The organism is Streptomyces sp. RKAG293 (assembly GCF_023701745.1).
In the GTDB taxonomy this organism is placed as follows: Bacteria; Actinomycetota; Actinomycetes; order Streptomycetales; family Streptomycetaceae; genus Actinacidiphila.
Genome location: NZ_JAJOZB010000001.1, coordinates 2,743,128 through 2,760,325 on the forward strand (window position 1 = coordinate 2,743,128; position 17,198 = coordinate 2,760,325).

At 72.4% G+C, this 17,198-nt stretch carries 18 protein-coding genes; 9 read left to right on the forward strand and 9 right to left on the reverse strand.

Features of this window, described 5'->3' with window-relative positions; genetic code table 11:
* Positions 1–9 precede the first annotated feature (9 nt).
* The 4 genes from LNW72_RS12095 to hisD are packed head-to-tail and all read right to left on the reverse strand — an operon-like array spanning position 10 to position 3,165.
* Positions 10–162, reverse strand: coding sequence for a hypothetical protein (locus tag LNW72_RS12095; protein ID WP_250975404.1), 153 nt, complete (start codon positions 160–162; stop codon positions 10–12).
* Entirely contained in the window at positions 159–752 is a 594-nt protein-coding gene (gene hisB / locus LNW72_RS12100) for an imidazoleglycerol-phosphate dehydratase HisB (RefSeq protein WP_250975405.1), read from the reverse strand. Before hisB ends, LNW72_RS12095 begins: the two co-directional genes overlap by 4 nt.
* Positions 749–1,852 carry a histidinol-phosphate transaminase gene (locus LNW72_RS12105; RefSeq protein WP_250975406.1) on the reverse strand — a complete coding sequence of 368 codons (1,104 nt, stop codon included), beginning with the start codon at positions 1,850–1,852 and terminating at the stop codon, positions 749–751. The genes hisB and LNW72_RS12105 overlap by 4 nt, the downstream gene beginning before the upstream one ends.
* Positions 1,849–3,165, reverse strand: a complete 1,317-nt coding sequence (hisD, locus tag LNW72_RS12110; RefSeq protein WP_250975407.1) for a histidinol dehydrogenase — start codon at positions 3,163–3,165, stop codon at positions 1,849–1,851. Before hisD ends, LNW72_RS12105 begins: the two co-directional genes overlap by 4 nt.
* A 132-nt stretch (positions 3,166–3,297) precedes the next feature.
* Between hisD and LNW72_RS12115 the strand changes: the two genes are divergently transcribed.
* From LNW72_RS12115 to ybaK, 3 genes are all read left to right on the forward strand, one after another.
* Entirely contained in the window at positions 3,298–4,866 is a 1,569-nt protein-coding gene (locus LNW72_RS12115; RefSeq protein WP_250975408.1) for an oxidoreductase, read from the forward strand.
* Between the two features lie 106 nt (positions 4,867–4,972).
* Complete coding sequence (locus tag LNW72_RS12120; protein WP_250980119.1) at positions 4,973–5,695, forward strand: LON peptidase substrate-binding domain-containing protein; 723 nt, start codon at positions 4,973–4,975, stop codon at positions 5,693–5,695.
* Positions 5,696–5,760: 65 nt separating this feature from the next.
* Positions 5,761–6,267, forward strand: coding sequence for a Cys-tRNA(Pro) deacylase (gene ybaK, locus LNW72_RS12125; RefSeq protein WP_250975409.1), 507 nt, complete (start codon positions 5,761–5,763; stop codon positions 6,265–6,267).
* 195 nt (positions 6,268–6,462) lie between these two features.
* Here ybaK and LNW72_RS12130 read toward each other — a convergent pair whose 3' ends face one another.
* The 4 genes from LNW72_RS12130 to LNW72_RS12145 all read right to left on the reverse strand — a co-directional run bounded on the left by LNW72_RS12130 (position 6,463) and on the right by LNW72_RS12145 (position 10,578).
* Entirely contained in the window at positions 6,463–7,212 is a 750-nt protein-coding gene (locus LNW72_RS12130) for a hypothetical protein (protein WP_250975410.1), read from the reverse strand.
* 34 nt (positions 7,213–7,246) lie between these two features.
* The gene (locus LNW72_RS12135; protein ID WP_250980120.1) at positions 7,247–8,071 is read right to left on the reverse strand and encodes an ABC transporter permease; all 825 of its coding nucleotides are present in this window, start codon (positions 8,069–8,071) and stop codon (positions 7,247–7,249) included.
* Positions 8,072–8,138: 67 nt separating this feature from the next.
* Complete coding sequence (locus tag LNW72_RS12140; RefSeq protein WP_374117222.1) at positions 8,139–9,164, reverse strand: ABC transporter ATP-binding protein; 1,026 nt, start codon at positions 9,162–9,164, stop codon at positions 8,139–8,141.
* A 103-nt stretch (positions 9,165–9,267) separates the two neighbouring features.
* The gene (locus LNW72_RS12145) at positions 9,268–10,578 is read right to left on the reverse strand and encodes an NYN domain-containing protein (protein WP_250975411.1); all 1,311 of its coding nucleotides are present in this window, start codon (positions 10,576–10,578) and stop codon (positions 9,268–9,270) included.
* 210 nt (positions 10,579–10,788) lie between these two features.
* Here LNW72_RS12145 and LNW72_RS12150 point away from each other — a divergent pair, with 210 nt between their 5' ends.
* From LNW72_RS12150 to LNW72_RS12170, 5 genes are all read left to right on the forward strand, one after another.
* On the forward strand, positions 10,789–10,950 hold the full coding sequence (locus tag LNW72_RS12150) for a hypothetical protein (RefSeq protein ID WP_250975412.1): 162 nt from the start codon (positions 10,789–10,791) through the stop codon (positions 10,948–10,950).
* A 337-nt stretch (positions 10,951–11,287) separates the two neighbouring features.
* Positions 11,288–12,604 (forward strand): DUF2252 domain-containing protein, encoded by a 1,317-nt coding sequence (locus tag LNW72_RS12155; RefSeq protein ID WP_250975413.1) that lies wholly within the window; start codon positions 11,288–11,290, stop codon positions 12,602–12,604.
* Between the two features lie 59 nt (positions 12,605–12,663).
* Positions 12,664–13,326: a hypothetical protein gene (locus LNW72_RS12160; protein WP_250975414.1), complete on the forward strand. Its 663-nt coding sequence runs from the start codon at positions 12,664–12,666 to the stop codon at positions 13,324–13,326.
* Positions 13,327–13,375: 49 nt separating this feature from the next.
* Entirely contained in the window at positions 13,376–14,176 is an 801-nt protein-coding gene (locus LNW72_RS12165; RefSeq protein ID WP_250975415.1) for a thioredoxin domain-containing protein, read from the forward strand.
* A gap of 207 nt (positions 14,177–14,383) precedes the next feature.
* A complete protein-coding gene (locus LNW72_RS12170) occupies positions 14,384–15,388 on the forward strand; it encodes a zinc metalloprotease (protein ID WP_250975416.1) in 1,005 nt (334 codons plus the stop codon).
* A 4-nt stretch (positions 15,389–15,392) separates the two neighbouring features.
* Here the strand turns inward: LNW72_RS12170 and LNW72_RS12175 are convergent, their stop codons facing one another.
* Positions 15,393–16,010: a dienelactone hydrolase family protein gene (locus LNW72_RS12175; RefSeq protein WP_285369526.1), complete on the reverse strand. Its 618-nt coding sequence runs from the start codon at positions 16,008–16,010 to the stop codon at positions 15,393–15,395.
* 51 nt (positions 16,011–16,061) lie between these two features.
* On the opposite strand from LNW72_RS12175, the gene LNW72_RS12180 reads away from it, so the two are divergent.
* Complete coding sequence (locus tag LNW72_RS12180) at positions 16,062–17,168, forward strand: mechanosensitive ion channel family protein (protein WP_250980122.1); 1,107 nt, start codon at positions 16,062–16,064, stop codon at positions 17,166–17,168.
* Positions 17,169–17,198: the final 30 nt, after the last annotated feature.

Below are 17,198 nucleotides of genomic sequence, written 5' to 3' on the forward strand. Positions count from 1 at the left end.
GGCGGCCCCCTACAGCGACATCAGGCCGGCACCGAACGCCATGAGCGCGCCGATGCCGAGCAGGACGATGACGCCCGTCGGAAGCTTCTGCCTCCAGAAGGAGTAGACGCCGCCGGCGAGGAAGAGCCCGAGGACGATGTAGACGGTCGATGCGGTGTTCACAGTGCGCCCTTGGTCGAGGGGAGGATTCCGGCCGCGCGCGGGTCACGCTCGGAGGCGTACCGCAGGGCGCGGGCCAGGGCCTTGAACTGGCACTCCACGATGTGGTGCGCGTTCCGGCCGTACGGGACGTGGACGTGCAGCGCGATCTGCGCCTGCGCGACGAAGGACTCCAGGATGTGCCGGGTCATCGTCGTGTCGTACGAGCCGATCATGGGAGCCATGTTCTCGGGCTCGGTGTGCACCAGGTAGGGACGGCCCGACAGGTCCACGGTGACCTGGGCGAGTGACTCGTCCAGCGGCACCGTGCAGTTGCCGAAGCGGTAGATCCCGACCTTGTCGCCGAGCGCCTGCCGGAAGGCGGCGCCGAGCGCGAGGGCGGTGTCCTCGATGGTGTGGTGGGTGTCGATGTGCAGGTCGCCCTCGGTCTTGACCGACAGGTCGAAGAGTCCGTGGCGGCCGAGCTGGTCGAGCATGTGGTCGTAGAAGCCGACACCGGTGGAGACGGAGACTTCGCCCCTGCCGTCCAGGTCGATCTCGACGACGACGGACGTTTCCTTGGTGGTGCGTTCCACACGGCCCACGCGGGTCATACGGTCTCCTTCTGCATTGCGCGAACCGCGTCCAGGAACGCGTCGTTCTCCTCCGGGGTGCCCGCGGTGACCCGCAGCCATCCCGGTACACCGTTGTCGCGGACCAGGACGCCGCGGTCGAGGATCGCCTGCCAGGCGGCGTGGCTGTCCGCGAAGCGGCCGAACTGCACGAAGTTCGCGTCCGAGTCCGTGACCTCGCAGCCCAGGGCGCGCAGTTCGGTGACCAGACGGTCCCGCTCGGCCTTGAGCTGCTCGACGTACCCCAGCAGCGTATCGGTGTGCTCCAGCGCCGCGAGCGCGGTGGCCTGGGTGACGGCCGACAGGTGGTACGGCAGGCGCACCAGCTGGACGGCGTCGACGACGGCCGGGTCCGCGGCGAGGTAGCCGAGCCGCAGCCCGGCCGCGCCGAACGCCTTGGACATGGTGCGGCTGACCACCAGGTTCGGCCGGCCCTCGATGAGCGACAGCAGCGACGGCCGGTGCGAGAACTCGACATACGCCTCGTCGACGACGACCAGCGACGGTTTCGCGGCCTGCGCGGCCTCGTACAGCGCCAGTACGGTCGCGGCTTCGACGGCCGTGCCGGTGGGGTTGTTCGGCGAGCAGATGAAGACCACGTCGGGCCGGCGCGCGGCGATCTCCGCCACGGCGGCGTCCACGTCGATGGTGAAGTCGGCGCGGCGCGGCCCGGAGATCCACTCCGTGCCGGTGCCGCGCGAGATCAGCGCGTGCATCGAGTACGAGGGCTCGAAGCCGATCGCGCTGCGCCCGGGGCCGCCGAAGGTCTGCAGCAGCTGCTGGATGACCTCGTTGGAGCCGTTGGCCGCCCACACCTGTTCCTTGGAGACCCGGTGACCGGCGGTGCGGCTGAGGTACGCGGCCAGCTCGGTGCGCAGCTCCACCGCGTCCCGGTCCGGGTAGCGGTTCAGCGCCCTGGCGGCCTCGGTGACCCGCTCGCCGATCCGCCGCACGAGGGCTTCGGGCAGCGGGTACGGGTTCTCGTTGGTGTTCAGCCGCACCGGGACGTCGAGCTGCGGCGCGCCGTAGGGGATCTGGCCGCGCAGCTCGTCACGGATGGGCAGATCGTCGATGCGGGTCACTGGGGCACCTGCCAGTCGAACCGCGCGCGCAGCGCGGCGCCGTGCGCGGGCAGGTCCTCGGCGTCGGCGAGCGTCACCACGTGGTGGGTGACCTCGGCGAGGGCGTCGCGGCTGTAGTCCACGACGTGGATGCCGCGCAGGAACGACTGCACGGACAGGCCCGAGGAGTGGCAGGCGCAGCCGCCGGTGGGCAGTACGTGGTTCGAGCCGGCGCAGTAGTCGCCGAGCGAGACCGGGGCGTACGCGCCGACGAAGATCGCGCCGGCGTTGCGGACCCGGGCGGCGACGGCGGCGGCGTCCGCGGTCTGGATCTCCAGGTGCTCGGCGCCGTAGGCGTCGACGACGGAGAGGCCCTGGTCGATCGTGTCGACCAGCACCACGGCCGACTGCCGGCCGGCCAGCGCGGCCAGGATCCGCTCGCTGTGCTTGGTGACGCCGACCTGCGCCGCCAGCTCCTTCTCGACCCGCTCGGCCAGCTCCACCGAGGTGGTGACCAGCACGGCCGCCGCCAGGGTGTCGTGCTCGGCCTGGCTGATCAGGTCGGCGGCGACGTGCACCGGGTCGGCGGTGGCGTCGGCGAGGACGGCGATCTCGGTCGGACCGGCCTCGGCGTCGATGCCGATCCGGCCCTTGAGCAGCCGCTTGGCCGACGCGACGTAGATGTTGCCGGGGCCGGTGACCAGGTTGACCGGCCGGCACTCCTCGGTGCCGTACGCGAACATCGCGATGGCCTGGGCGCCGCCGGCGGCGTAGACCTCGTCCACGCCGAGCAGCGCGCAGGCGGCGAGGATCGTCGGGTTGGGCAGGCCGTCGAAGTCCTTCTGCGGGGGCGACGAGACGGCGATGCCCTCGACGCCGGCCTCCTGCGCCGGGACCACGTTCATGACGACGGACGACGCGTAGGCGGCCAGTCCGCCCGGCACGTACAGTCCGACGCGCTCGACCGGCACCCAGCGCTCGGTGACCGTGCCACCGGGCACGACCTGCACCGTCGTGTCGGTGCGGCGCTGCTCGTGGTGCACGATCCTGGCCCGCCGGATCGACTCCTCCAGGGCGGCGCGGATCTTCGGATCCAGCTCCTCCAGGGCGGTCTCCAGTGCCGCGGCGGGCACCCGGACGCGCTCCAGGGTGACGCCGTCGAACTTCCGCGCGTAGTCGATCAGCGCCGCCGTCCCCCGATGGCGTACGTCCTCGCAGATGGGCCGCACCTGGTCCAGGGCGGCTTCCACGTCGAACTCGGCTCGGGGCAGCAGGTCGCGGTCGATGCCGTCCTCCGGGAAGGCGGCACCACGCAGATCGATTCGGGAGATCACCCTGTCAAGTGTAGAGAACGCTGTTCTCAGCCGTTCTCCGGTTCCACTCCCTGATACGTCCCCGGCCGGTGATCACGCCGGGCTACGGTTCCGTGTGTCGCACGGTGCGACACGGAACCGGGAGGGGACGCGGTGACCGAGCCGTCGGGGATCAGGGCGCCGGGTGACTGGACCGAGCCGGAGAAGGATCTGTGGAGCGCCTTCCGCCGGGGCGTGGTGCACGACCTGCGCACCGGCATCCCCGAGCGGGACGACCCGGCCACCGACCGGGCCTGGGGCCCGGAGCGGACGGTGCGCGCCGAGGTGATCGCCACGCTCCTGCTGGACGGGCCGCCCGCCGAGCCCGGCCGGGTCGCGTGCGTCAAGCTCTCCGGGGCCCGGATCAGCGGCCAGCTGAATCTGTCGGGCGGCCAGGTCACCCCGTACGTGGAGTTGCACGACTGCCACTTCGACCAGCAGATCCTGCTGCCGGAGTGCCAGTTCACGACGCTGCGCATGGTGCACTGCTCGATCCCCCGCCTGGAGGCGGCCCGCCTCACCACCACCGGCGATCTGCATCTGCCGCAGTGCGCCATCGAGGGCGGCATACGGCTCACCGACGCGCACATCGGCACCGATCTGCTGCTCAACCAGCTCACGGTGGGCCGCGACCGGCACGGCCGGGCGATCGCCGCCGACGGGCTCAGCGTCGCCCAGGACGTCGAGGCCGAGCTGATGGACGTGACCGGTGAGATCAGCCTGCGCAGCGCCCGGATCGGCGGGCGGCTGAGCCTGCGCGGCAGCCTGCTGCACAACCCCTACGGCCGCTACGCGCTGAACGCCGCGCGGGTCACCGTCGAGCACACCCTCTATCTGAGCGCCGGCTGGATGGCCACCGGCGGGGACAGCGGCGGCACCCCGCCCGCCGGGGTGCGGACCCGCAACTTCAGCTGTGAGGGCGCGGTCCGGCTGGACGACGGCCGGTTCGGCAACGCGGTGATCATCACCCGGGCGCGGTTCCGGCTCACCGGCTCCCAGCAGCTGTCGCTGCGGCGGATCCAGACGCCGGAACTGCGCTTCACGCTCGGCCAGCCGCCGACCGGCACCGTCTCGCTGGCCGGCGCCCGGGTGGGCAACCTCACCGACACCCGGCAGAGCTGGCCGGAGTCCGGCGGCCTGGACCTGGCGGGCTTCAGCTACACCACGCTCAGCCCGGCGGGGGCGTTCCCGCTGCGCGACCGCATCGCCTGGCTGGCCGCCGCCACCCCCGAGTACAGCCCGGAACCGTACGAGCACCTCGCCGCGGCGCTGCGGGCCGGCGGTGAGGACTCCGACGCGCGCGAGGTGCTGCTCGCCAAGCAGCGCCGCCGCCGTGAGGCGCTGCCGCTGGCCGGCACGCTGTGGGGGTATCTCCAGGACATCACCGTCGGCTACGGGTACCGGCCGGGCCGCGCCGCCGTGTGGATGGCGGTGCTGTGGGCGATCGGCGCCACCTTCTTCAGCCTCCACGCGCCGCCCGCCCTCAAACCCGACGAGGCTCCGCACTGGAGCGCTCCGCTGTACGCCCTGGACCTGCTGCTGCCGGTCATCGACCTGGGCCAGGACAGCGCCTGGAAACCGTCCGGCGGCGCGCAGTGGGCGGCCACCGTGCTCGTCCTGCTGGGCTGGATCCTGGCCACCACCGTCGCGGCGGGCGCCTCCCGGCTGCTGCGCAGGGGCTGACCGGGGGCCCGGGCGTGTCGTCACGGGGACGGTACGGAGCGACCCGGTGAAGCTTGCGCGGCGAAAGCACCCCGTCCGGCGACCGGAGCAGCACGTACGCTGTCCGATTGTGACCGCTCGCCTTCCGCTCTTCCCGCTGAACTCGGCCCTTTTCCCGGGCCTCGTTCTGCCCCTGCACATCTTCGAGGAGCGGTACCGCGCGCTCGTGGGCGATCTGCTCGCGCTGCCCGAGGACGCCCCGCGCCGCTTCGCCGTGGTCGCCATCAAGGACGGGAACGAGGTGGCACCGACCGGCCCGGACGGGGTGGACACCACCGCGGGGGCCGGGCTCGGCCCCGATCCGGCCAAGTCGCTGTTCCAGGTCGGGTGCATCGCGGAGGCCGCCACCATCGGTGAGCGCGAGGACGGCGGTTTCGAGGTGGTCGCCACCGGCACCACCCGCTTCCGGCTGCTGTCGGTCGACGCGTCGGGTCCGTATCTGACCGCCGAGGTGGAGGAGCTGCCGGAGGAGCCGGGCGAGGGGGCGGGCACGCTGGCCGCCGGTGTCGCCAGGGCCTTCCGCACCTATCAGAAGCGCCTCGCCGGAGCCCAGGACCGCACCCTCGTCGCGGTGCAGGAACTGCCCGACGACCCGTCCGTGCTGTCCTATCTGGTGGCCGCCGCGACGATCTTCGAGACCCCGGCCAAGCAGCTGCTGCTGGAGGCGCCGGACACCGCGGCCCGGCTGGCGGCCGAGCTGCCGCTGCTGCGCCGCGAGGCCGCCGTCATCGGCAAGCTCCCCTCGCTGCCCGCCGTCGACCTGACCCGTCAGCCGGCCAGCCTCAACTGACCGCCGGAGCGTACGGAGCAACCGGCGGGACCACCGACAGGACCACCGATCGGAGACGGCACGTCATGGCCAGGAAGTCCAAGGCGACCACCGGCGGCACCCCCGCCACCGTCGCGCTGGAGCAGGACGGCGCCGCCTTCACCGTCCACGCCTATGCCCACGACCCGGCGGCCGCCTCGTACGGCGGCGAGGCCGCCGAGGCGCTGGGCACGGCTCCCGAGCGGGTGTTCAAGACGCTGGTCGCCGATGTCGACGGGGCGCTGACCGTCGCCGTGGTCCCGGTCGCCGGTTCGCTCGACCTCAAGGCGCTCGCGTCCGCGGTCGGCGGCAAGCGCGCCGCGATGGCCGATCCCGCGGCGGCCGAACGCACCACGGGTTACGTGCTGGGCGGCATCTCCCCGCTGGGCCAGCGCAAGCGGCTGCGCACGGTCGTGGACGTCTCCGCCCTGACCCACACCACGGTGTTCGTCTCGGCCGGCAAGCGCGGCCTGGAGGTCGAACTCGCCCCGCAGGACCTGGTCCGGCTCACCGGCGCGAGCACCGCGCCGGTCGCCCGGATCCAGCAGATTTAGCGGAACCCCGCAGTCCTTCTGGACGATTGCGCCCGATGCGCGCACGGTGTCCCGGACGGAGCACCCGCGACGAGGGGAGCCGACACCATGTCCCGACGCACCCGCATGCGGAAATGGCGGATCAGGAAGCGCCGCGCCAACCACGGCCGGCGCCCGGCGTAGACCGCAGGGCCCCCGCGTTCAGGGCTCCCGTGCTCAGGATCCCCGTTGCCAGGGATCCTGCTCGCCGGGTCCCTGGGCGGGCGGGTTCTGATCGGCCGGGTTCCGGTCGGCCGGCGGCGCCGTGAACTGTCCCTGGCCCGGAGCGGGCTGGGGCGCCGGGTGCGGTGCGGGATACGACGTGTCCCACGACTGCGGCTGCTGCGGTTCACGCGGCCCGAAGGCCGACGTCAGGCAGAGGTGTACGAGCATGGCCGCGGCCGGCCAGGCGACGAGGGCGCCCTTGGCGCGCAGCCGCAGCGGGCCGTCGAAGACGACCTTCGGGCCGGCCTCCTTGGCATGCGCGATCAGATCGCTCGTCGGGCCGAGCCAGACCCCGAGGCGCCAGGCGAGCACCGAGCCGAGCAGCCCGCCGACCGCCAAGCCTAGCACGACCCCGATGCCGCCGCGCCGCCGGCGCCAGAAGACCAGGGCCGCCGTCACCGCGCCCATCGCGAGTCCCAGCAGCACGAAGGTGCCGTCGGCGCCGACCGCTTCCTCGCCCTCGCTGTCCCTGAGGTAGATGGCCTTGCCGTCGGAGACCATCGGGATGAGGGGCGCGAGCCACAGCCACAGCAGCCCGAGCACGACCCCGGTCACCGCCACCGCGACGGCGACCAGCGCGCCCTCCCGCAGTTCGGCGGTGAACGCCGCACGTCCGTCCTTCGATGCGTCGCCGGAGAACTCCGCGCCCGGGTACGGCGGCAGGGGCGGCGGCTGGTCGTGCGGCGTCAGGGGTGCGGTCACCCGCCCATCGTGCCAGGTCCCGGGGTCGCCCGCTTCACCGGCAGGCGGCTCGGCGGTACGCCCAGGTGGCGGCGGCCAGCGACACCACGCCGACGGCCGCGCACACCGACAGATCCGCACCCACCATGACCCAGTCCGGATGCGGGTCGAAGGTGCGGGCGAAGGCCTCCACGCCGTACGTGGACGGCAGCAGATCCCGGACGAGACCGATCGGTGCGGGCATGTTCCCGGCCGGCAGCACGCCCAGCAGCAGTGCCGCCGACATGCCCAGCTGACCGAAGAGCGTGGCCAGTTCCTGCTTCGGGGCCAGCAGCCCCAGCGCCGCGCCGAGCCCGGCCAGCGCGGCTCCGGCGAGCGGGATGACCGCCGCCAGCACCCACAGGTTCACCAGCGGCAGCTGGAAGAGCACGCATCCGGTGACCGCCGTGGCGATCGTGCCGGGCACCGTGAACGAGGCGTACGCGCCCGCCGCACCCAGCACCACCGCGGCGGGCGGCACCGGCAGCGTCGCGTAGTGGTCGAGGCCGCCGGAGGCGCGCAGCTGGCCGAAGTACTGGGCGAGCAGGTTGAGCGCGACGAAGGCCACCACCAGCACGCTGGACCCGGCGACCACCGCGCGCGCCGCCTCGGCGTCGCCGCCGTCGACGACCCCGCGCAGCATCACCATGATGCCGACCGACTGGAACGTGGCCACGAACAGCAGCGGGATCCGCGCCACCCGGGCGCGCGACAGCTGCGCCCGGTACACGGCGCCCAGTGCGGGCAGCAGCCGGGCGCGCGGCGCGAGCGGTGCGGCGGCCGAGTCCTCGCGGACGGCAGGGACGGTGCCGGGCGTGGCGCCGGTCGTGCCCGGGACCACGGGCGCGGCCGCGCTCACCGTGCGCTCCGGGGCGTACGGCGGTGCGGAAGCCCGCCGCAGACAGACGTCATGCCTTGACCAGTCCCTTCTGACGGCCGCCGAGGGCCAGGTACACGTCTTCGAGGCTCGGGGTGGCGAGGGTGAAGTCGTCGAGTGCGGCGAAGGCCTGGCCGCCGGTGATCTCGGCGATCACGGCGCGGGCCCGCGCCTGCGGGAGCCGGAGCGTCCAGCGGCGGCCGGAGACCTGGGCGGCGGGGCGCAGCGCGGCCACCTCGGGCAGGTGCAGCGGCGGCTCGTCGCGCCAGACGAGGTCGAGCCTGACCTCGTCCGCGACGAGCACCTTGAGCCCGGCCGGGGTGTCACAGGCGATGACCCGCCCGTTGTCGATCACCGCGACCCGGTCGAGCACGGTCTCGGCCTCGATGACGTTGTGCGTGACCAGTACGACGGTGGCCCCGTGCTCGGCGCGGCGGCGGTCGACCGCCGCCCACACCGCCCGCCGGGCGACCGGGTCCATGCCGGTGGTCGGCTCGTCCAGGACCAGCACCGGCCGCTCCCCCACCAGCGTCGCGGCGAAGCACGCCAGCCGCCGCTGGCCGCCGGAGAGCCGCTTGATGGCCCGTCCGGCCAGCTCGGTGAGGCCCAGTTCCGCCAGCACGGCGTCGCGCTCGGCCCGCGCGGTGCGGGCGTCCAGGCCGCGCAGCCGGCCGGTGGTCTCGGCGGCCAGTGACACGGTCAGCTCGTCCAGGGCGGTGGATTCCTGCCCGAGGTAGCCGATCAGCCGGGAGGCGCGTTCGGGGTGGCGTACGAGGTCGTGGCCGAGCATGCCGATGGCGCCGGAGTCCGGCCGCAGCAGCCCGGTGAGCTGGCGGACGAGGGTGGACTTCCCGGCGCCGTTGGGTCCGAGCAGTCCGAAGATCTCGCCGCGCCGGATGTCGAGGTCGATGCCGTCGCTCGCGCGGACAGCAGGGGTCGCGGCGCCTCGCCGGCCACGCCCGGCCGGGTAGGTCTTGACCAGCCCGCGTACGGCGATCACCGCATCGCGGGCGGTGGCGGCTGTGCTGGGCGCCGCCTGCTCCGTGCCCGTACTCACGAGGATCGAGAGTACGCGTCGCGGCGCCCGGTCCGCGCCTCGGGTCCGGTTCTGCCCTCAAATGCCGGACCGGCGCGCACCGGTCCCGGCCCCTGCCCGGCGGTCAGTCGCCCGCGGGGGCGTGTTCGGCGACCGTGCGGGCGTCGACCTCGCGCCAGAAGCCCGCCCGGATGGCGTACCGGTCGTGCTCGTCGATCTGGTCGTCCTTGTGCGCGAGCAGTCCGAAGCGCGCGGCGTAGCGCAGCAGCTCGCCGTCGATGCGGTGCGGCACGCGCGGGTAGTGCGTGGACAGGGCCTGCAGGTGGGCGGCGTCGGTGAGGCGGGCGATCCAGCGGCGGGCGAAGACCTGGCCGACCTCGAAGGGGTCGCCGCTGACGGCGGTGATGTCGGCCTCGCGGTCCGCCCAGCGCTGTTCCGCGCTGGTGAGCTGGGCGAGCGTCGGCAGGCCGCTGGTGTCCGGCACGTCGGGGCCGTTGCCGGGGCCGCGTTCCGACCAGGTCTTGTCGGACGACCAGCGGAGCGTGGCGTTGGGGACGGGGTGCGGGACCGGGGCCTGCTGGACGCGGCCGAGCCCCGCGAGGTCCTTGGGGGTGGGCACCCCCTTGGCGGCGGCGGCAGCGGCGGCGGCCGCGTCGGGGTGCTCGGTGCCGGCGGGTGCCGGGGCCGTGCCGTTCTTCGCCGGGTGGGCGTCGGGGTGGGAGCCCGGGTGTCCGGTGCCGGGGTGGGAGCCCGGGTGTCCGGTGCCGGGGTGGGAGCCCGGGTGTCCGGTGCCGCCGCCCGAGGAGCCCGAGGGCTCGGGCAGCGGCGCGGACAGGATCGCCTGGATCTCGGGGCGCGGGGTGGGCGGCGCGCAGACGCCGGCGACCTCGCGGGCCCGGATCGCCCGGGTGATCCACTCGCGGTCCAGCACCCGGCGCTCGTCGGCCTCGGCGACCAGGTCCTCGGACTGGTTGTAGTCCCCGTCGGCGGCCTGCACCGCCCACAGGTGCACGGCGACGCCGTGCTCCTTCGCGGACATCATGCCGGGCAGCAGATCGCCGTCGCCGGTCACCAGCACCACGTCGGAGCAGGCCCGGTTGCGGGCGAGCTCGGAGAGCTCGGCGTGCATGGCGGCGTCGACGCCCTTCTGCGCCCAGCGGCCGTCGGTCCGGGTCAGCGCGCCCAGCCGGACGGTGACCCGCGGCATGACGCGCAGCCGCCGGTGCTCCGGCTGCGGGACGCGGTCGGGGGCGCCGTCGAACCAGTAGATCCGCAGCAGCGGCTGCCCGGTCTCCAGCTCCGCGCGTTCGCGGAGACCCGCGACCACGGCGGCGTGGTCGACGGTGATACGCGACCGGGAAGGTTCACCGGCCAGAAGGCTCGCCGCGGCGCCCAGGAGATATCCGGCGTCCACCAGGACAACGCAGCGGTCCATGTTGCACCTCTTCCGGTCGTCCCCCGGCACGGATTTTCCCCGAGTCTGCCCCAATATCGGGACGTTATAAGCCGGAACTCGATCATCGGCGTGGCGGTTTCCGAAATTAAGGGGCTCCTCCTCCACCACCTGCCCGAAATGCGCGCTTCGTACTCGCGTGCAAGCCTGATAGCGGTTCAACGTCCGAGATCCCCTTTAGGAGGGACGATCGTGGGTAAGAACAAGAATCGCGAGCGCAAGGCCCAGGAGCAGGAACGCAGCCAGGCTGCGGAGGCCCAGGAGCAGGCGAAGAGCAGCGCCGCCCAGGAGCAGGTACTTCCGACCTCTGAGCAGGTCTCCCGCCGGCACCAGAAGAGGTTCGGCCACAACTGACCTCAGGCCGGTCGCACGCGACCGGCCCGGAGCGGTGGCACCCCTGGACCCTGGGGTGCCACCGCTCCTCCCGTCCCGCGGCCGGCTCCGCGAACGGCTCCGAGGCCCGCCCTTCAGGGAACGCACGATCGAATTCCCGGCCCCCGGCATATTCGATGCCGGTATGTGCCACGTATCACGATATCCGGTCCCGGGTATTTGCGGACGGGTAATTCCGCTCCACCGCCGCCACCACCACCGCCATGGGGTTGTCGTCCCGCCCCGGCCGGCCGTAGGCCCGCCGCGTAGGCTCGCCCGTTGGAAGATCTACGGCACGAGCCCTGGAGGGGCGGCAGCGATGCCCATCGCACACATCACCGACGAGCAGCGCGGTGCGAAGATCCTCGACGTCTTCGGTACCGCGTTCGGCGAGCTGCTGGCCGCGGATCCGGCCGCGTTCCGCGTCAAGTTCCGCAAGATGGCCGCGTCCGCGTTCGCCTTCTACCGGGGCACGGCCTGCCTGTTCTACTCCGACCTGGAGGACGGCAAGGACAGCGGGCCGTATGTGGACGAGCGCACCGGCCGGGTGTGGATCCACGGCGACCTGCACGCCGAGAACTTCGGCACCTACATGGACGCCAACGGCCGGCTGGTCTTCAACGTCAACGACTTCGACGAGGCCTACGTCGGCCCGTTCACCTGGGACCTGAAGCGCTTCGCCGCCTCCGTCGCCCTCATCGGCTACACCAAGGCGCTCGGCGACGACACGATCACCGGCCTGGTGCGCAGCTACGCCGCCGCCTACCGCGACCGCATCCGCGAGCTGTCCAAGGATGAGGGCCTGCCGCCGCTCACCCTGGACAGCGCTCAGGGCCCGCTGCTCGGCGCGCTGCGGCACGCCCGCTCGCAGACCCGTTTCGGACTGCTCGACTCCATGACCGAGGTCCGCGACTGGGACCGCCGCTTCCTGCCCGGCGGCGGCGCCATTGAGCTGGACGAGGCGACCCGCGAGAAGGTGCTCGCCGCCTTCGGCGCGTATCTGGAGACCCTCCCCGAGGCGAGCCTGATCCGCCCGGACAGCCACCGCGTCAAGGACGTCGTCGGCCGCCGCGGCATCGGCATCGGCAGCGCCGGGCTGCCCTCGTACAACCTGCTGCTGGAGGGCACCACCGACGCGCTGGAGAACGACGTCGTGATCTACATGAAGCAGGGGCAGACCCCGGCGGTCTCCCGGCACATCACCGATCCGGCGGTGCGCGGCTACTTCCGGCACGAGGGCCACCGCACGGTGATCTCCCAGCGCGCCCTGCAGGCGCACGCCGACCCGTGGCTGGGCTGGACCGAGCTGGACGGTGTCGGGCAGCTGGTCGCCGAGGTCTCCCCGTACGCGGTGGACCTCGACTGGTCGGACCTCGACGACCCGGCGCAGCTCGAGGCCGTCGTCGCGGACCTCGGCCGGGCGACCGCCGCGATGCACGCCGCCGCGGACGACGAGAGCGGCCACTCGCTGGTGCCGTTCTCCACCGAGGACGCCATCGACGAGGCCATCGGGCAGGACGAGGAGGGCTTCGCCGCGATGCTGGTGGACTTCGCCCACGCCTACGGCGCCCGGGCCCGCGCCGACCACCAGATCTTCGTCGACCTGTTCCGCAACGGCCGGATCCCGGGCCTTTAGTCACACAGGTCGGGGGCCCTTAGGCCCCACCTACGGATCGGCATGGCACACTCTCCGCCATGAAGGACATACGACCACCGCTGAGGGCGCTGCGTGCCGCGCTCTTCGCGGCGTTGTGCGTCACTCTCTCCTCCACCTCGCACGTACTGATGTCGCACACGCCCCTGCCGCTGGTGACGGTGGCGGGGGCCTACGGCGCCGTCTTCGCGCTGGCCTACGCGCTCGGCGGCCGGGAGCGCGGCTTCTGGCCGATCGCCGGGCTGCTGGTGCCGCTGGAGCTGGCGGTGGACACGCTGTTCACCGCCGGTCAGCACGCCTGCTACGGCCCCGGCGGCGGACCGGTCACCGGCTCCTGGCGCTCCCTGAACGAGGCGCTGCTGTGTCACGGCGGCCAGGTCGGCGGTCCGCTGGCGGCCGTCCCCGGGGCGCCCGCCGCCACCGACCCGACGACCGGCCCGTGGCTGCTGCTCGCGACGCACATCACGGTGGGCCTGCTCGCCTCCTGGTGGCTGCGGCGCGGTGAGGCCGGTCTGCAGCGCGTCGTGCGCGCGATGGCCGCCGCCGCGTTCCGGCCGCTGCTCGTCGCGGTCGCCGCGCTGCGCGCCCCGGCCGCCCGGCCGCGGCCGCCCCGCTCAGGGGCCGGCCCGGCCGGCCCCTCGCGGTTCCGGCCGCTGCTGCACTCCCTCGTACGGCGTGGTCCGCCGTCGCTGGTCGCTCTCTGACCACCGGCTCGCCCACCACCCAACGTATGGACACGGAGACCTCATCACCATGAGCAGCAGAAACAGCCAGGCCAACAAGCAGGCAGCCCGTGAGCGGCTGCGCGCCGAGCGCGAGAAGCACGCGAAGAAGGCCAAGCTCAAGCGCCAGCTGCTGGTCGGCGGCGCCGTCATCGCGGCGATCGCGATAGCCGGCGGCGTGGCCGTGGCAGTCAACGAGATGAACAAGCCCGGCGAGTGGGCGGCCGCGGCGAAGAAGACCCTGGTCAAGCCCGCCAACACCTCGGGCACCGACGGCACGACGGTCGTCATCGGCGACCCCGCCAGCAAGTACAACCTGGACGCCTACGAGGACATGCGCTGCCCGGTCTGCGCCTCCTTCGAGCAGGAGTCCGGCGCGGCCGTGCTGAAGGGCGCCACGGACAAGAAGTACAAGATCACGTACACCATGGGCACGTTCCTCGACGGCAACGGCGGCACCGGTTCCAAGAACGCGCTCAGCGCGCTGGGCGCGGCGCTGAACGTCTCCACCGACGCGTTCACGCAGTACCACACGCTGCTGTACTCCAAGGACGTCCACCCCGAGGAGACCAAGGACGAGTTCGGCAGCGACGACAAGCTGATCGAGCTGGCCCAGAAGGTCCCCGCCCTCAAGGGCAACAAGGCCTTCGAGACCGCCGTGAAGAACGGCACCTACGACAAGTGGGCGCTGACCATGAGCGACAAGTTCAACAAGGCCGAGGGCGTCACCGGCACCCCGACCGTCAAGCTCAACGGCAAGGCCATCGAGGTCATCGGCCAGCCCTCCGCCACCGTCATGGCCGCCATCGACAAGGCGATCAGCGGGAAGTGACCCACCCACAGGGACCGGCCGGCAGGACGCGGCCGGTCCTTGTCATGTCCGGCGAGCGGACAGCCCGGCCCGCTCAGCAGTGACCGTTTTCGGCCAACTGCCCGACGCCCGGGCTGATTCCCGCCCTGATGCGTACCCGGAGATCCTCTATAGCCTCCGCTGCAGCGGTTACCAGCCGCACCAGCCGTCGTGAAGTTGAGGAGAACTATGCGCCCCTCCGTCCGACTCGCCACCCGTCTCACCGGTCGTGCCCCACGCCGCCTGCTCGGCGCCGCGGCCATCGCGGGAGCCCTCGCGTTCACCCCGGTGGCCGCCTCGGCGGGCACCGTCAGCGCCCACAAGGCCACCGCGAGGACGACGTCCGCCCAGCAGTGTGCGGAGGGCACTGCTGGGAACGCCGCAGCCCGCGAGATGCCCGGCGCGACCGCCCACGAGCCCAACGCCCTCACCCCGGCGCAGGCCAAGGCGATGGACCACGATCTGAAGACCCGCACCGCGTCGCTGCGCCGGTCCGGCGTCAACTCCGTCAAGGCGAAGGCGATCTCGATCCCGGTCTACTTCCACGTCATCACCGACGGCGCCACCGGCAAGCTCACGGCAAGCCAGATAGCCGGCCAGATCGATGTCCTGAACAAGGCGTACGCCGGCCAGGGCGACGGCAACACCGCCACCCCGTTCACATTCAAGCTGCTCACGACCGACTACACGGACAACGCGGCCTGGTACAACGTCGCCCCCGACACGGCCGAGGAGAAGGCCATGAAGACCAAGCTCCGCAAGGGCGGGGTGAGCAGCCTCAACCTCTACAGCGCCAACCTCGGCGGCGGACTGCTCGGTTGGGCGACCTTCCCCGAGTGGTACCCGGGCGACCCGAAGGGTGACGGCGTCGTCATCCTCGACCAGTCCATCCCCGGCGGCACCGTCACCAACTACAACGAGGGCGACACCGCCACCCACGAGGTCGGCCACTGGCTCGGCCTCTACCACACGTTCCAGGACGGCTGCACGGAGCCGGGCGACTACGTCGCGGACACCCCGCAGGAGGGCGAGCCGGCCTTCGAGTGCCCGGTCGGCAGCGACACCTGCACCGCCGAGGGCCTGGACCCGATCAAGAACTTCATGGACTACACGTACGACTCCTGCATGACCCAGTTCACCCCGGGTCAGGTCCAGCGCATGAAGGACTCCTGGCTGGCCTACCGCGCCAGCTGACGCCTCAGGCTCCGGCGTCGAGGTCCGCGAGGAAGCTCAGGGCGACAGCCCACGTCTGCTCCGCGGCCTCGGCGTCGTAGTCGTCCAGTTCGGGGTCCGTGTAGAGGTGACCCGCTCCCCGGTACCGGTACACCTCGACGTCCGCGCCCGTCTTCGCCATCCGCAGGTACCACGCGTTGAGCCAGTCCTCCGACTCGAACGGATCCGGCTCCGCCACATGCAGCTGCACCGGCAGCTGATCCGTCACCGCGTCCTCCGCGATGTCCGACGTGCCGTGCAGGAGCAGCAGCCCGCGGGCCTTCTCGTCGCCCAGCGCGAGGGTCTGGGCGATGGAGCCGCCGAGCGAGAAGCCGGCGTAGACCAGTCCCTGGTCGGAGTGCGGAGCCGCGGCGGCGACCGCCCGCTGGAGGAGTTCCTCGCGGCCGATCGCGTCCTTGATCTTCATGCCCTCCTCGACGGTGTCGGTCGTCCGGCCGTCGTAGAGGTCGGGGACGTACACCTCGTGCCCGGCGGCACGCAGTCGCTCGGCGGCCGCTCGCACGGCGGGCCGGAGCCCATGGGCCGAGTGGAACATCACGATTTTCACGGGGCTGCCTTCACTCGCTGTCGGGTACGCGTCCATGGTGCCAGTTACCGTCAGGGGACAAAGCACTCGGAGGGAGCGCCTGTGGACATGGAGAACGTGCTGCGGCCGGTGATCGTCATCGGAGCGTCGGTGGTGGTGACCCTGGTCGTCGGCTGGGCCATGGACAAGACGCTCGTCAAGGTCGACGCGCGGCACCCCGAGACCCCGCTGTGGGGCCTGCTGCGCCGCTGCCGGATCCCGTTCCAGCTGGTGCTGTGCACGGCGCTGCTGCGCGCCTCGTACCGGGCGGCGCATCTCGCCAAGGCGCATACGGCGGCTGTCGGCCAGATCCTGAGCCTGGTGCTGATCGGCGCCTGCGCCTGGCTGACGGTACGGGTCGCGTCGGCGGTGGTGGACGCCTCGTACGACCGCTACGCCTCGACCTCGCACAATGTGGCCCGGGTCCGGCGGGTCCGCACCCAGGTGACGCTGATCCAGCGGGTGGTGACCGCCGTCGTGATCGTGGTGGCGATCGCCGCGATGCTGTTCACCTTCCCCGAGATGCGCACGATCGGCGCCTCGATGCTCGCCTCGGCCGGGATCATCGGCATCGTGGCCGGTGTCGCGGCCCAGTCCACGCTGGGCAACATCTTCGCGGGGCTGCAGATCGCCTTCGGCGACATGGTGCGGATCGGCGACACCGTGGTGGTCGACGGGGAGTGGGGCACGGTCGAGGAGATCACCCTCACCTATCTGACGGTGCGGACCTGGGACGAGCGCCGCATCACGATGCCTGTGTCGTATTTCACCAGCAAGCCGTTCGAGAACTGGTCGCGCGGCGACCCGATGATGACCGGCACCGTCTTCTTCCACCTGGACCACTCGGCCCCGATCGACCTGATGCGCGAGCAGCTGCACCTGGTGCTCAAGGAGTGCGAGCAGTGGGACCAGCGGGCCTGGGGGCTGGTCGTCATCGACACCACGCCGACCACCATCCAGGTGCGGGCGCTGGTCACCGCCAAGGACGCGGACGACATCTTCACCGTCCGCTGCGTCGTCCGCGAGCAGCTGCTGGAGTGGGTGCGCCGCGAGCACCCGTACGCGCTGCCGCGGCTGAACACCGCGCCCGCGCCGGGGCTGGACGCGGAGCCGCCGCGTCCGCCGGCCGCCCCGCCCACCTCCGACGACATCGGCCCGGGGCCGGGCGCGCGGTAACGGCGGAGCACGGAGCTCGGCGTACGGAGT